Source organism: Exilibacterium tricleocarpae (assembly GCF_007004655.1).
In the GTDB taxonomy this organism is placed as follows: domain Bacteria; phylum Pseudomonadota; class Gammaproteobacteria; order Pseudomonadales; family Cellvibrionaceae; genus Exilibacterium; species Exilibacterium tricleocarpae.
The window spans coordinates 129620-143941 of the sequence record NZ_ML660089.1; the positions used below are offsets into that span (position 1 = coordinate 129620).

15 protein-coding genes are annotated in these 14322 nt (G+C 56.2%); 13 read left to right on the plus strand and 2 right to left on the minus strand.

The features are described 5' to 3' along the window. Positions 1-386: 386 nt before the first annotated feature. The 12 genes from rpoE (at position 387) to acpS (ending at position 11929) form a co-directional block, all read left to right on the plus strand. A complete protein-coding gene (gene rpoE / locus FKG94_RS05105; protein ID WP_142903125.1) occupies positions 387-977 on the plus strand; it encodes an RNA polymerase sigma factor RpoE in 591 nt (196 codons plus the stop codon). Between the two features lie 410 nt (positions 978-1387). Next, a complete protein-coding gene (locus tag FKG94_RS05110; protein WP_142903126.1) occupies positions 1388-2047 on the plus strand; it encodes a sigma-E factor negative regulatory protein in 660 nt (219 codons plus the stop codon). Between the two features lie 46 nt (positions 2048-2093). Continuing rightward, on the plus strand, positions 2094-3071 hold the full coding sequence (locus FKG94_RS05115; RefSeq protein WP_179957495.1) for a MucB/RseB C-terminal domain-containing protein: 978 nt from the start codon (positions 2094-2096) through the stop codon (positions 3069-3071). A 109-nt stretch (positions 3072-3180) separates the two neighbouring features. Then, positions 3181-3639, plus strand: a complete 459-nt coding sequence (locus FKG94_RS05120) for a SoxR reducing system RseC family protein (protein ID WP_142903128.1) — start codon at positions 3181-3183, stop codon at positions 3637-3639. A 76-nt stretch (positions 3640-3715) separates the two neighbouring features. Further along, entirely contained in the window at positions 3716-5110 is a 1395-nt protein-coding gene (locus FKG94_RS05125; RefSeq protein ID WP_142903129.1) for a DegQ family serine endoprotease, read from the plus strand. Between the two features lie 144 nt (positions 5111-5254). After that, positions 5255-7054: a translation elongation factor 4 gene (gene lepA, locus FKG94_RS05130; protein ID WP_142903130.1), complete on the plus strand. Its 1800-nt coding sequence runs from the start codon at positions 5255-5257 to the stop codon at positions 7052-7054. A gap of 423 nt (positions 7055-7477) precedes the next feature. Then, positions 7478-8341 (plus strand): signal peptidase I, encoded by an 864-nt coding sequence (gene lepB / locus FKG94_RS05135; protein ID WP_142903387.1) that lies wholly within the window; start codon positions 7478-7480, stop codon positions 8339-8341. 23 nt (positions 8342-8364) lie between these two features. Next, positions 8365-8787: a DUF4845 domain-containing protein gene (locus FKG94_RS05140; protein ID WP_142903131.1), complete on the plus strand. Its 423-nt coding sequence runs from the start codon at positions 8365-8367 to the stop codon at positions 8785-8787. A 9-nt stretch (positions 8788-8796) separates the two neighbouring features. After that, on the plus strand, positions 8797-9489 hold the full coding sequence (gene rnc / locus FKG94_RS05145) for a ribonuclease III (protein WP_142903132.1): 693 nt from the start codon (positions 8797-8799) through the stop codon (positions 9487-9489). Continuing rightward, positions 9486-10394: a GTPase Era gene (gene era / locus FKG94_RS05150; protein ID WP_142903133.1), complete on the plus strand. Its 909-nt coding sequence runs from the start codon at positions 9486-9488 to the stop codon at positions 10392-10394. Before rnc ends, era begins: the two co-directional genes overlap by 4 nt. Before the next feature lie 392 nt (positions 10395-10786). Further along, positions 10787-11509 carry a DNA repair protein RecO gene (gene recO, locus FKG94_RS05155; protein WP_142903134.1) on the plus strand — a complete coding sequence of 241 codons (723 nt, stop codon included), beginning with the start codon at positions 10787-10789 and terminating at the stop codon, positions 11507-11509. A gap of 42 nt (positions 11510-11551) precedes the next feature. Then, positions 11552-11929 (plus strand): holo-ACP synthase, encoded by a 378-nt coding sequence (acpS, locus tag FKG94_RS05160; RefSeq protein ID WP_142903135.1) that lies wholly within the window; start codon positions 11552-11554, stop codon positions 11927-11929. A 144-nt stretch (positions 11930-12073) separates the two neighbouring features. Here the strand turns inward: acpS and FKG94_RS05165 are convergent, their stop codons facing one another. Both FKG94_RS05165 and FKG94_RS05170 read right to left on the minus strand, forming a co-directional pair. Next, positions 12074-12253, minus strand: a complete 180-nt coding sequence (locus FKG94_RS05165; protein ID WP_142903136.1) for a hypothetical protein — start codon at positions 12251-12253, stop codon at positions 12074-12076. A 160-nt stretch (positions 12254-12413) separates the two neighbouring features. Beyond that, positions 12414-13349 (minus strand): hypothetical protein, encoded by a 936-nt coding sequence (locus FKG94_RS05170; protein ID WP_142903137.1) that lies wholly within the window; start codon positions 13347-13349, stop codon positions 12414-12416. A gap of 573 nt (positions 13350-13922) precedes the next feature. On the opposite strand from FKG94_RS05170, the gene FKG94_RS05175 reads away from it, so the two are divergent. Continuing rightward, positions 13923-14318, plus strand: coding sequence for a type III secretion system chaperone family protein (locus tag FKG94_RS05175; RefSeq protein WP_142903138.1), 396 nt, complete (start codon positions 13923-13925; stop codon positions 14316-14318). Positions 14319-14322 lie beyond the last annotated feature (4 nt).

Consider the following 14322-nt stretch of genomic DNA (forward strand, 5'->3'; position numbering starts at 1 on the left):
AAAAGGTGGCATAGTATATACAAGCCACCGGTGCCGACTCCAACAGCCGGCGTCAGGTCGGCTGCGAGGTCCGGTAAGCGGTGGGGTGAAAGGCGAGGCTAAAGCGCCCCTAAGTAGTCCCGAAAAGTAGTCCCGAAACCTGCCACCGGGCCGGGCGGCGACTGGTGAATGTACGATAAATAGTCTACATAACAAAAAGTTAGCGCTGTCCGTGAACTTATGGGTGGCCCCCTGGTCTAGTTGTGGCGCTCTGCTTTGTTTTATATTTTTCCCGCCCCCTGCGGGACGGGCGCTTTTGTCTGGCTGGCGCTTTTACAGGGTTGATGCCACGCCTGCGCCGGGGGTGATTGAGCGGCGGGGCCGGTTAGTGTACTTGGGAGCAACGAATGGCGGCGCAGTCGGCGCAAGAAACAGATCAACAACTGGTAAAAAGAGTACAACAGGGCGATAAACGCGCTTTTGATCTGCTGGTTATCAAATATCAACACAAGATAGTCGCTATTGTGGGGCGTTATATTCGCGATAGTTTCGAAGTGCACGATGTGGTCCAGGAGGCGTTTATCAAAGCCTACCGCGCGCTGGCCAACTTCCGTGGCGAGAGTGCCTTTTACACCTGGCTGTACCGCATTGCCATCAACACGGCGAAGAACCACCTGGTGGCCCGGGGCCGCCGGCCGCCATCGAGCGATGTGGATGTGGACGAGGCCGAGTACTACGGCGGCAGCCAGGCACTCAAAGACATAGATACGCCGGAGAACAATCTCTTTCGCGACGAACTGCAGGGGGTGGTCAACGAGGCCATTCGCGACCTGCCCGAAGACCTGCGTACCGCCGTCACCCTGAGGGAGCTCGAGGGCCTCAGCTATGAGGAAATAGCCGAGGTGATGGGGTGCCCGGTGGGCACCGTCAGGTCCCGTATATTCAGGGCCCGCGAGGCGATTGACAAGCGCATAGAGCCGCTGATGCGGCCGGCCTAGGTTTTTTCCCGATTTGGGAAACCAATGTCGCTCAGGTTTGTCATAACGTGTGTCATAAAGAGCGTGCAGTACCGGAGACCAGGCGGCAGGTCCGGGTCAGCAGGGATGACCGGGGAGCAGGCCCGGTATATAAGGTCCCGGTATGGAGGTCCTGGTATTAAGGTCTAGGTATGAAGGTCTAGGTATTAAGCTGCAAGTATTAATTCAAGTAACGGCGGCAACGGACATGTCGAAATGACCGGATCGGTTAACGGTTATTATTAGCAGTATTTTAAAGGATGAAATACACAGGGACGGGAAATTGGAATAAACAGAGACTGGAATAAAGTGAGGTTCTGCCGTTTAATAGCGGTCGGCCTCAGTGGAAGCAAACACAGGCGAAACACAGCCAAAGCGGGGTAATAACCAACATGACGGAAAATACGGCCAAGCGATCTTTGCGGGAGTCGCTGTCGGCGCTGGTAGATGACCAGGCGACTGAACTCGAGCTCCACCGTATCCTGAAAGAGAGTGAAAGCAACGCTGAAGTGCGCACAGTATGGGCCCGCTATCAGCTTGCCAGCGACGCCTTGCGGGGCGTTACCCCGAACAGCGAATATGTAGACCTGTCAGACCGCATTCGCGCGGCCATAGATGCCGAAGACAACCATGACCTGATTCCCGAACAACTGCCCCGGGGCGCAGCCGAAGCAGTGCCGGAGCGGCGCTGGTGGCGCCAGGCAGGGCGCTTTGCCATCGCCGCTTCTGTGGCCGGTGCGGTGTTTATCGGCGCGCAACAGAGCGCTTTTCTGAGCGGTGATTTACCCGGCGATGCCGAGATAGCCGGCAACGGTTCCACCCAGGATCAGATTCCCGAACTCAACCCCAGTGTTCGCAGCGTCAGTACCGATGGTGAGCAGAGACCGGCAAAGATGCTCTTTGTCCCCAAGCGCGTGGATCAGACAGTGCCCTTGGAGGCAGTGCAAAAACGGCTCAACTATTTGATGCTGGAACATGCCGAGCACGCCGCACAAAACAGTGGGAGGGGAATGTTGCCGTTTGCCCGGATTCCCCGAATGGAAGACGAGTAACTTCGGCACACTGCAAGACACTATGAATCTACCAGGCTATAGCCGGTTGTCACGCCTAGCGACTGTGCTGATAGTATTTCTACCGGCGTTTACCCCCCCGAGTGCCGCTCAGCAAAGCGGCGCTGTCCAAAGTCCCGCCCAGGTCACCGAGCTGCTCGGCCGTATGTCCGCTGCTGTGCGGGAACTCGACTATCGCGGGCTGTTCACCTACGAGCAGGGAGGGTCCCTCGATACGCTGAAAATTGTCCACTCCGTGCGCGACGGTGTCGAATATGAGCGCCTGGAACATCTCAGCGGGCCAACGCGGGAGTTTGTCCGCCGGGGCCAGCCGGTCAATTGTCTGCCGCCGGGCGACCAACTGCTGCGCGGGCGCCTGCGGGCGTTGGGCGAAAATGCCGGCGGTCTCAGCGCTCACTACGTGTTTTACCTGCGGGGCGAAGAGCGTATTGCCGGACGCGAAGCGCACATCCTGCAAATAGTCCCGCGCGACGAATATCGCTATGGCTACACACTCGGCATCGACAGGCAGTCGGGCATGCCGCTGCTGTTTATGCTGGTGAGTGAAATGGAGAAAGGCAAACGGGTCTTGGAGCGCTTTCAGTTCGTGGAGTTGACCCTGGGCGGCATCGATGACAGTGAGTTGACGCCGGTCAGCGATCGCCATCGCATCGCCGGACAGCAGATGGACGGCTGTAGGCCGCCGCCGTCAGCCCGCACCGACAATTGGCAGCTCAATTGGTTGCCGCAGGGGTTTATGTTTTCCGGACAGCGCAAAATCGAACCGAATGGTGACATGTTGATGTACACCGACGGCCTGACCACTTTCTCGGTGTTTATCGATCCCGTGGTAGACAGCTATACCGTCGAGGGGCAGGCGCGGCGCGGGGCCACGGTGGCCTATATGCAGCGGGTGGAAAAGCACAACCTGCCCTACAGCATTACCGTGGTTGGCGAGATTCCCCCCATTACCGCGCGGCGGGTGGCCGAGTCGGTGAAGTCACTGGTGCCACCCCCGCAGCGTTAACCTGCCACTCTGGTTGCCGTTGTGCAATCGCCTTTACCCCGGAGACTTGATAGGCTGCGACAATGACCCCATTGATAGGTGGACCCGTGTATCGGAGTGGACCCTCTGCATGATTACTGAAACCGGCAGAGTTGTCGCCGTTGAGAAAGACAGCCTGTGGGTGGAGACGGTGAAGCGGTCGACCTGCAGCAGCTGTGCCGCCGAACCGGGGTGCGGCCAGAGTTTGCTGGCACGCTGGGGCGGCAACGCCAGCTACCTGCGGGTGTTGCTGCAGGGGCGCGATGCCGCCGGTTACCGCCCGGGAGATCAAGTGCGTATCGGCATTGCTGAAGATGTGGTGGTTAAGGGTTCACTGCTGGTTTACCTGCTGCCGCTGGTGGCCCTGGTACTGGGCAGTTGGCTCGGACAGTGGGCTTTCGGCACGGAAGTGGCGGCTATCGGCGGGGCGGTGTTTGGCCTGGGGCTGGGGGCGGTACTGGTGCGCTGGCATGCTCACCATAACCGCAACAACGAACGCCTGCAGCCGGTATTGGTCGACGATCAACAACCGCTCAAACTGGCCCGCTGAGGCGAACGCTCAGCACCATGAACAGGCGTAACACAAGCGAATACGACAAAGCGCAATATTGAAAGGAGTGACCTGAATGCAATTGCGTAATTACATAAATGTGGTGATCTGTGCCGGTGTGGTGCTGTTGGCACCCCTGAGTCAGGCCCGCAATCACAACCTGCCTGAATTCACCGATTTGATTGAAAAAAACTCACCGGCAGTGGTGAAGATCAACACCGTCGAGCGCTCGCGTTCGCGTAACCGTATCCAGGTGCCACCCGGACAGAATATCCCCGATATCTTCCGCTACCTGTTCGAACCGCGCAATCAGCCCGAGCGCAATGTGCACTCCATGGGGTCGGGCTTCGTGATATCCGCCGATGGCTATGTGTTGACCAACAACCACGTCATTGATGGTGCCGATGAAATTGTCGTGCGGTTGATAGATCGGCGGGAATTCACCGCCGAGGTGGTGGGCCGGGACGAACGCTCGGACCTGGCACTGCTGAAGATCGAGGCCGATGACCTGCCCACACTCAAGTTTGCCGAACCGGATGAGTTGCGGGTCGGGGAATGGGTGCTTGCCATCGGCTCGCCGTTCGGGCTCGACTACTCCGCCAGTGTGGGTATCGTCAGCGCCATCGGTCGCAGTATTCCCACCGACCGGCAGGAAAACTACGTGCCTTTCATTCAAACCGATGTCGCCATCAATCCCGGCAACTCGGGCGGGCCCCTGTTCAATCTCGATGGCGAAGTAGTGGGCATTAATTCGCAGATCTATACCCGCTCCGGCGGCTCCATCGGCCTGTCTTTCGCGATTCCAATCAGTGTGGCCAAGCAGGTTGTGTCCCAGTTGAAAGATAAAGGGCGGGTCGACCGCGGCTGGCTCGGGGTGGTGATCCAGGAGGTCGATCGCGACCTGGCCAGCTCCTTTGGTCTGAAGAAACCCATGGGCGCCCTGATCGCCGAGTTACGGCCCGGTGGGCCCGCCGATCGCGCGGGTCTGAAAGTCGGCGATGTGATTGTCAAATTCGACAAGACCCGGATTCAAGCCTCCAGCGAGCTTCCCCATGTGGTGGGCGCGTCCAAGCCCGGTGAGGAGGTGCCGGTGACCGTGATGCGTGAAGGCAAGCGCCGGGTCATTGACGTCGAGGTGGGTACCCTCGGCGGTGACGATGAGGAGCCGATCGCCCAGGCCGGGGTCAGCGGTGATCGCCTGGGGGTGGTGGTCAACAATGTCGATGAGCGCATGAAGGACTCCTGGCAAATTGCCGGCGGTGTGTTGGTAGAGCAGGTGGAACCCGACAGCCCCGCATCGCGGGCGGGTCTGCGTCCCGGCGATGTGATTGCGCAACTGGCATTCAAAGACATCGACGACCTGGCCACCTACAACGAGGTGCAGGCGGAGCTGCCCACCAACGAGCTGTTGCCGATTCGCTTCTTCCGCCAGGGGCGCCCGGCCTTCCGCACCATTATGATCAAAGAATGACCGCCGCCCCGTCCCGGGGCAGGGCTGATTACATAGCGCCCACCGGTCAAATACGGTAGACTTGCAGCCTGGACTGGCCCCCCTGTGGGGGCCGGTCGTCATGTGTATCCATCCTATTTTCTAACGAGCAGTTGCCAATCCAACGTGACCGACCTCAGCCATATCCGCAACTTTTCGATCATTGCCCATATCGACCACGGAAAATCCACTATCGCAGATCGCTTTATTCAGGTTTGCGGGGGGCTGGCCGATCGCGAGATGGCCGAGCAGGTGCTCGATTCCATGGACCTGGAGCGCGAGCGCGGGATCACCATCAAGGCGCAGAGTGTCACACTCAATTACCGGGCCCGCGACGGTGAGACCTACCAGTTGAATTTCATCGACACACCGGGGCATGTGGATTTCTCTTACGAAGTCTCCCGCTCACTGGCAGCCTGTGAGGGCGCACTGCTGGTGGTGGACGCCGCTCAGGGTGTAGAGGCTCAGTCGGTCGCCAACTGCTATACCGCCATTGAGCAGGGGCTGGAAGTCATACCCGTGCTGAACAAGATGGACCTGCCCCAGGCCGAGCCCGAGCGGGTGATTCAGGAAATCGAGGACATTATCGGCATCGATGCCAGTGAGGCGGTCAAATGCAGCGCCAAGTCGGGCCTGGGGGTGGAGGACGTGCTGGAGGAACTGGTGCGCCTGGTGCCGCCGCCCAAGGGCGATGTGGACGCACCTTTGCAGGCACTGATTATCGACTCCTGGTTCGACAACTACCTTGGGGTGGTATCGCTGGTGCGGGTAACCCATGGCCGTTTGCGGGTGAAGGACAAGATTATCACCAAGTCCATCGGCCGCGCCCACGTGGTCGACAGCGTCGGGGTGTTTACCCCCAAGCGGCTCGAAACCAAGGAACTGAAAGCCGGTGAGGTGGGATTTGTGGTCGCCGGCATCAAGGATATCCAGGGGGCGCCGGTGGGCGACACTATCACGCACCAGCGCAGTGCCGAGGTGGCGGCCCTGCCGGGATTCAAGACCATCAAACCGCAGGTTTATGCGGGTATGTTTCCGGTGAGTTCCGATGATTACGAATCCTTCCGCGAAGCGCTGGCGAAACTGACCTTGAACGACGCGTCCCTGTTTTACGAACCGGAGAGTTCCGATGCCCTGGGCTTTGGCTTTCGTTGCGGCTTCCTCGGCATGCTGCATATGGAGATTATCCAGGAGCGCCTGGAGCGGGAATACGATCTCGATCTGATCACCACGGCGCCGACGGTGGTTTACGAAGTCGTCAAGAACGACGGACAGATCGTACACGTGGACAACCCCTCGAAGCTGCCGGACGCCGGCGCCATCGAGGAAATGCGGGAACCGATAGTGCTGGCCAATGTCCTGGTGCCCCAGGAACACCTCGGTGCGGTCATTACCCTCTGCGTCGAAAAGCGCGGCGTGCAAAAAGATATGCAGTATGTAGGGGGACAGGTGGCGGTTACCTATGAGTTACCGATGAATGAAGTGGTGATGGATTTCTTTGATCGCCTCAAGTCGGTCAGCCGCGGGTTTGCGTCGCTGGATTACAGCTTCGATCGCTTCGAGCCGGCCCGGCTGGTGCGCCTGGACGTGCTGATTAACGGTGAAAAAGTGGATGCGTTGGCGTTGATCGTGCACCGTGACAACGCTCCCTACAAGGGGCGGGCGCTGGCCGATAAGATGAAAGAGCTGATTCCGCGCCAGATGTTCGACGTCGCCATCCAGGCAGCCATCGGCGGACAGATAATCGCGCGCACCACGGTCAAAGCGCTGCGTAAAAATGTTACCGCCAAGTGTTACGGTGGCGATGTCACGCGCAAGAAAAAGCTGTTGGAAAAACAAAAAGCGGGCAAAAAGCGCATGAAGCAGGTTGGACGGGTGGAAATTCCCCAAGAGGCGTTTTTGGCGGTCCTGAAAGTGGATAGTTGAGTTGCCACAACTCGTCACTATGACTTATGACAAGGAGACCTGGCCGGCCGGCGGGCGTCGGGTCCGGGAAAGCGGTGGATGAAGAACGTCTGCCGGTGCGCGGTGGCGGCGACAGGCCCTTGCATACGCTCGCCCTAACGAACAATAACTCTGGAATGGTTGGCTGACACCTTTATGAGCGACATTATCTCGACCCTGCTGACCCTGGCGGTATTTGCGGCTATGGGCATTATACTGTTCGACCTGTTTTTCCTGGCGGCCAGGCGCCTGGCAGCCCAGGCCGAAGTGACAGCTCAGTTCGGCACGCTCAGCCCGCCCGACAAGAAACGCCTGCTCGCTTATCAGAAAGCGCAGGAGGCGGTGGTGGCGCCGCCGCCGGTGGTGGAGTATGCGCGCCGCTACTTTGCCCCGATGCTGGTGTTGATGGTGGGTTATCAACTGTTTTTCCAGCAGGCGGAATTCAACTTTCCGCTGCTGTTGGTGTTGCTGGTGTTCGGCTCCGGTATCATCTGGTTGTTTGACGCGCTCTATCTGCAAAAAAAGCGCCGCGCTTTGGTCAGCCGCGTCGGCGATGAGGTGGGCGAGGTCGGTGAGGAGTTGCAGGATCGATACCGGGAAGTCGAAGCGGTGTTGGGCAGAGAGCCGCTTGAAGTCGAGTATTCCAAGTCTTTTTTTCCGGTTTTGTTCATTGTGCTGGTGCTGCGCTCCTTTTTGGTCGAGCCGTTTCAGATTCCCTCCGAATCCATGGTGCCGACCCTGGAAGTGGGCGATTTCATCCTGGTCAACAAGTTCACCTACGGCATTCGTCTGCCGGTGATTCGCACCAAGGTGCTGGATATCAATGAACCCAAGCGCGGCGAAGTCATGGTGTTTTTCCCCCCGCACAAGAAGCAGTATTTCATCAAGCGGGTGATCGGACTGCCCGGCGATGAAATTCTCTACGTCAACAAGGTTTTGTATATCAACGGTGAAAAGATGCCGCAGCAACTGGTGGCCTCGCTGCCGCCGGCAAACCCGCGCTTTCAGATCATGCGGGAAAGCCTCGATGGCGTGGAGCACGCCATGAGGAAACACGTGACGCACGGTCAGCCGGATCGCAAGCGTTCCTGGGTGGTTCCTGAAGGCCACTATTTCATGATGGGAGACAACCGCGATAACAGCGCCGACAGTCGCGAGTGGGGCGTAGTGCCGGAGGAAAACATTGTCGGCAGGGCCTTTGGCATATGGATGCACTGGGAAGGATTGTTAAGCCTGCCCAGTTTTAGCCGGGTGGGATCGATACAATAATAACCTTTGCAAAAGGGGACTTTATGAAAACCCAACGTCACCAAAGAGGTTTTTTGACGGCCAAAAACGCCCTGTTGTTTTTACTGCTGTTCCTTTTCATACCCTTCGCGGTCAAGGTGGGGACGGCGTATTCGGAGAATACCTTTGTCGAGGCCGCGCTGAAGAATGCCGGAGCGCTGGAGCCGCCGCTGATTGAGATGACGAAGTCCCAGATCAAAAGCAAGATCAATTCGGTCTTTGGGTTGAACAATATCAGGGGTGCCCCGGTCGATGCGATCGAGGTCGTTAAAAACAGAGACGATGTGTTTGTGAATGTCAATTACGAAGTGCGGGAAAACCTGTTTTTTAATATCGACCTGGTGATGACTTTTGAAAACCAACTGGACCTGGACAAGCCTGAGCTGTGCTGCGAACCGAAAAAGAGCAAGCAGAAGCCGAAAGAGTAGGCGCATGTTATGACAAACCTGGCGTTGCAAAGGCTGATAAAGCGCATCGGCCACACGTTTGTTGATACCGATCTGCTGGTGCTGGCGCTGACCCATCGCAGTTGCGGGTCCAGCAATAATGAACGGCTGGAGTTTCTCGGCGATTCCATTCTCAACTTCACCATTGCAGAGACGCTGTTCCGGCGTTTCCCCACTGCCAGGGAGGGGCAACTGAGCCGCCTGCGTTCGCAATTGGTTAAAGGCGAAACCCTGGCGGAGATAGCGCGAGAGCTAGTCCTCGGCGACAGCCTGATCCTCGGCGAGGGCGAGTTGAAAAGCGGCGGACACCGGCGCGACTCCATTCTTGCCGACACTGTTGAGGCCATTATCGGTGCGATTTATCTTGATGCCGGTATGGATGCCTGTCAAAAGCATTTGCTTGCCTGGTATCAATCCAGGCTGCAGGAGCTGTCGCTGGACACCAACCCAAAAGACCCGAAAACCCAATTACAGGAGTACCTGCAGGCGCAGAAGGCGCCCCTGCCCAAATACTCGGTGGTGGCAGTGAGCGGCGAGGCGCACGCCCAGGCGTTTACCGTCGAGTGCCGGGTTACTTTGTTGCAGCAACCGACGGTGGCCCGTGCCGGCAGCCGCCGCGCTGCGGAAAAGCAGGCGGCGCTGAGTGCCTTGCAAAAGCTACAAGGCTCGGTGTCGGCGCCATGACATTGCCTGGGCAGGATGGGGAAAGCCGCTGCGGCTATGTGGCCATCGTCGGCCGACCTAATGTCGGCAAGTCGACCCTGTTGAACCATCTGTTGCGGCAAAAGCTTAGCATCACCTCGCGCAAACCGCAGACGACCCGCCACAACGTACTCGGGATCAAAACCGAAGGCGCTGTGCAAATTTTGTTTGTCGATACACCGGGGCTGCACCAGAACCAGTCGAAGGCCATCAACCGCTATATGAACCGCGCTGCCACCACCGCGATTCACGATGTGGATGTCATTGTGTTCGTGGTCGACAGGATCGCCTGGACCGATGAAGACGAGATGGTTGCCGGGCGACTGGCGGATGTTAAGTGTCCCGTGATTCTGGCGCTCAACAAAGTTGACCAGATCGATGAGAAAAATGTGTTGTTGCCGCATATTCAAACGCTGGCGGCGCGTTTGCCGGCGGCGGAAATCGTGCCGATATCGGCGCTGCGCAACGACAATCTCGACGTACTGGAGCGACTGATTACCGAGCGGCTGCCGCTCGGGGAGCATTTCTTTCCACAAGACCAGATTACCGACCGCAGCTCGCGCTTTATGGCGGCAGAGTTGGTGCGGGAAAAAATCACCCGCCAACTGGGTGCCGAATTGCCGTACCAGATGACCGTTGAAATTGAGGAGTTCAAGCAGGAGGGCGCGACGCTGCATATCGGGGCGTTGGTGCTGGTCGAGCGCGACAGCCAAAAGCGCATCCTGATTGGCGACAAGGGCGCGCGCATCAAGAAGATCGGGCAGGCGGCGCGGCTGGATATGGAGACACTGTTCCAGTGTAAAGTCATGCTCAAGCTTTGGGTAAAAGTAAAAACCGGGTGGTCGGATGATGAGTGGGCATTGCGTAGTCTAGGGTATGATGGCTAGTAGGAAAACGGAGACTTAAGCGAGGGTGTGCCAATTGATCGGTCTGGCTCCGGGTGGGGCTGTCAGAAACACGGACTAGGCGTCCCCTCGATGAATCCCCGCAAGCGGGTCCAGCCCAAACTAAAGGTTTGGGCGTTCCGCGGGGCGAGGTAAGGCTTCGCTGTTTCCCGCTCCACCCCTGGAAACTCGCCTAAAGCGCCTACTTCTGGTCACGACAGCATCGCTGCTGTCGAGAGTTTCTGACAGCCCCACCCAGAGCCAGACCTACCCTCAGTATTCTTAATTAAGACGAGAAGGGGATAACTGAACCTCCCCTTTTCCTTCCTCGAGGGTACACTGACAAACAACACTCGAGGTATGCTAGTCGATTCATCAGTTTGGAGGCTGCCGGCATGGTCCAACGCGTGGAATTACAGCCAGCGTATGTGCTGCACAGCCGCCCGTATCGCGATTCCAGCCTGATCGTGACCCTGTTCAGTCGCGACGCCGGTCGCATTGCCGGTGTGGTTCGGGGCGGTCGCGGTGCCAGGCGGCGGACCGGGCAACACTGGCAACCGTTTATTCCCCTGCTGGTCTCGTTTCAGGGTGGCGGCGGATTGAAAACCTTCACGGCGGTTGAAGCGCAATCGCCCGGGTGGTCGTTGCAGGGTCGGGTATTGTACAGTGGTTTTTACCTGAACGAACTGCTGATGCGCCTGGTGCCGGAGGACGACCCGCACCCGGGTATTTATTCGGCCTACCAGGATTTTCTGGCTGCGGTGCACGGCGACGCTGCGGTGTTGGAGCCACAATTGCGCCAGTTCGAATTCGCGTTATTAGAGGAGCTCGGCTATGCGGTTCCGTTTGAGACAGAGGCAGAAAGCGGTGCACCGCTGGAGACACAATGCCATTATCGGTTTGTGCCCGAACGCGGTTTCCTGGCGTTACCGGAAGGCGCGCGTGTGACGCAGGACTGTTTCATTGGCGAAGTGTTGATCGGCATTAGCCAGCGACAATTTCAGATCGATGCGGTGCGGCGTACTGCCAAACGGTTGACGCGCCTGGCATTGAAACCGCTGCTCGGGAATAAACCGTTGAAGAGCCGCGAATTTTTTACCGGCTTGTCATCGCAGTGAGAGCGCTGAGGCGGGTGTAGGGAAAGGATACGGGAGGCTGACATGGTGGTAGGTATCGGCACGGATATTGTTCAAATCGACCGCATCGGCGAGTCGCTCGCCCGACTCGGGGAAAAATTCGCCGCCCGTATTTTAACGCCGGCGGAGTTGCAGGAGTACCGCGCGACGGCTTTACAGGAGGCTTTTCTGGCGAAACGCTTTGCAGCCAAGGAAGCGGTGGGTAAGGCGCTGGGTACCGGTATCGGCCAGGGGGTGTCCTGGCAGCATATGGAAGTACGGCATACCGAGTGGGGTGCGCCGGAACTGGTGCTGACTGGCAATGCTAAAGACAGAATGGTGGCGCTCGGCGGCAGCAATTGTCTGTTGAGTCTTTCCGATGAGCAGGATTATGCGGTGGCTTTTGTGGTTATTAACGGATAGCTGGCCAGCCGAATACTGTTCTGTAAAAGCCGGTAGCCCTTTTTTTTGCGGGAGTATACGGCATATTCCGAACTGCTCCAATCAAGCCGCTGAAAAACAAAGCAAGTTTCCGCCCCAAGGCGAAAACCTGCTGTAAAGACTTACTTAAAAATTAACGTCACCTGGCTTATGCTCGGTCGGTGAATCTTCTTTTTTTCCTTCGGTTTCGCCGAAGAGTTTATCTTCGTTTTGTTGCATCGTTTCTTGTGTAACATGGCTCGCGCCGCCAGAAAGTACTCCGGTTGCGATTGCGCTGACTGCTGATCCTACTAAGGGTAATGGCATGGTTTTCTCCGAAAGTTTTAAAGTTTTATATATCGATGAGTAATTGTTTTTGCAGGAGGGGTAATACCCTGCCTAAACTTAAAGTGGAAGATTTAGCGTAAGGGTTCAATGGTATCTCCTCTGGTTAGTATCAAATAACACCTTGATAGTTGCGCTGCCCTTATGACGACTTATCTTTATCCTCAGTCGCTGCGATGCCTTCCTCGACACCGATGCTGACTGCATCAGTTGCTGCTGTAGCAGCAATAGAGGCGGGGCCGCCGGCAACTGTGGTTACGGCACCAAACGCATTTTGTGCAAGCCCCATAAAGCCTTTCGCGATGGTGTCACCCAATCCGCGGCCCTCCCCCAAGGCCTCAAAGAATGGTGCGGTAGCAGATCTTAGAATTGGAATTTTACTGAGTACTTTACCTATCTCTCCCATGACCCACTGGAAATTATCCTTGTTCGATCCATCCAGCCTAACGTGGGAATCCTTCGTTTGATCTAATTGATGGTTTTCCGGCAATGAACCGTAACCTTGCTCGGCAAAATCTTTCAACATGCCGGCCTCTGTACCCCGGCGGGCGTCACCGCAGGACGTAATCCCCTCGATATTCGCATCCCCGGAATTCTTCCGATCCCCGCCTTCGCGATTTTGGCAGGTGTCAATATAGTTAAGCACTTTTGCCATATTGTAAGCGGCGTTTGCCCGGTCTTCTTTATCGGGGTTGGCTTCGGTCCAGTCACCACACTGCTTTTTTAGTTCTTCACGTTTAATATCTTTTTGGTCACCGAGGTTTTTTAAAACAGGGTTGTCCTCGATGATTTGCTCCGCTGTGCGGTTGTCACCTTTTGGACGCCCCGTTGGACATGTAGGTCGCTCCATAAAGTTTGCTTCGCCCTGGCCTTGTTCCAGATACCGCAGGCCTATGGATATTGCCATAGTGCTGAGCTTACCTGCCTTTGCGATTTGTATGTAGGTCTGCATCGCTTCTCGGGCTTGCTGGCTGTTAGCCTGCCCGTTAGCCTGTGGCACGGGTTTTGGAATGCTGGGCAAGTTTTTATCAACAGACCCTCCCGCTTTAGTCATAAAACCTAGTCCGGGTATCTTCATGGTTGCACCTTTGTCTTGTTGGCTTTAAAAATAAAAGATCATGTTCAGATGGGAGAATTCAGCGGAAACTGTTGAAGTGCTATAGAGGACAGAAAGCTGCGCTATCATTCGCAGACCTTCCGTGCCATAAACAGAGGGTTCCACTACCATCTACCCCGGGCTACTGGAGTTTAGCCAAGACCAGTCTGACTGCGGTCAATATAGCTAAACGTCCGCCCGTTATCGCTATAGTTCTCAAACGCCTTGCAGCAAGGGGCGGTTTTGAAATCGAGTTCCATAAATCTTATTGTGGCTACAAGTTGTGGCGACAAGTAGATCATCTTCACTTTTGCGGCGATCTCGACAGGCCCGCTTTAGCTTTAGCGCGTAGTACTGACTGAGTGGGTTTTTCCTTTCCCAAGTTCCACAGCAATTCGTAGTGGCACTATATTCTCTTTTCCAGCCCTTGGGACATACTGAACTTTTTTAAAGAGAATTACACTGTATAACCATTATTCGCAACTAATCGGGCCTGGTTGTGAACATCTCGCAGGATGATTTTAACGCCACCATACAGACTCGGGTCAAAACGCTGTGACGCAAATTCAACAACATCAACTGATAAAAAGCCTATCGCATGAAATTGGTGCGCAAATACCTCTCGTGGATGGGGCGGCTGTCATCAAGTTTAATGACGATGAGGAATTGTGGCTTGAAGTTCCCAAGAACGGAAAACTGTTGATTCTGCATACAGCGATTTGTCCCATTAGTTCGCTGGGCGTTAACTGTAAGCGGCTGGAATCCGTTTTGGAGCTAAACAGTAGCTTGGATGTGCTAAAGTGCGGTTGGTTGGGGTTTCATACATTGACAAATACGCTGCGCTATTTTATGGCCCTGCCGGTTGATTTAACGACCGCTGATGTTTTAATCGGGATAATGAAAGACTGCAAAGATATAAAAAAGAACATAGACGAAATCTTAGTGCTTTGAAGAA

Bases quoted from the DNA above. Each gene is read 5' to 3' on its own strand.
- era (WP_142903133.1), top strand. From the start codon at position 9,486: ATGACATTGCCTGGGCAGGATGGGGAAAGCCGCTGCGGCTATGTGGCC.
- FKG94_RS05170 (WP_142903137.1), bottom strand. From the start codon at position 13,349: ATGAAGATACCCGGACTAGGTTTTATGACTAAAGCGGGAGGGTCTGTT.
- FKG94_RS05125 (WP_142903129.1), top strand. From the start codon at position 3,716: ATGCAATTGCGTAATTACATAAATGTGGTGATCTGTGCCGGTGTGGTG.
- rnc (WP_142903132.1), top strand. From the start codon at position 8,797: ATGACAAACCTGGCGTTGCAAAGGCTGATAAAGCGCATCGGCCACACG.
- FKG94_RS05110 (WP_142903126.1), top strand. From the start codon at position 1,388: ATGACGGAAAATACGGCCAAGCGATCTTTGCGGGAGTCGCTGTCGGCG.
- recO (WP_142903134.1), top strand. From the start codon at position 10,787: ATGGTCCAACGCGTGGAATTACAGCCAGCGTATGTGCTGCACAGCCGC.
- rpoE (WP_142903125.1), top strand. From the start codon at position 387: ATGGCGGCGCAGTCGGCGCAAGAAACAGATCAACAACTGGTAAAAAGA.
- acpS (WP_142903135.1), top strand. From the start codon at position 11,552: ATGGTGGTAGGTATCGGCACGGATATTGTTCAAATCGACCGCATCGGC.
- FKG94_RS05165 (WP_142903136.1), bottom strand. From the start codon at position 12,253: ATGCCATTACCCTTAGTAGGATCAGCAGTCAGCGCAATCGCAACCGGA.
- FKG94_RS05140 (WP_142903131.1), top strand. From the start codon at position 8,365: ATGAAAACCCAACGTCACCAAAGAGGTTTTTTGACGGCCAAAAACGCC.
- FKG94_RS05120 (WP_142903128.1), top strand. From the start codon at position 3,181: ATGATTACTGAAACCGGCAGAGTTGTCGCCGTTGAGAAAGACAGCCTG.
- lepB (WP_142903387.1), top strand. From the start codon at position 7,478: ATGGTGGGTTATCAACTGTTTTTCCAGCAGGCGGAATTCAACTTTCCG.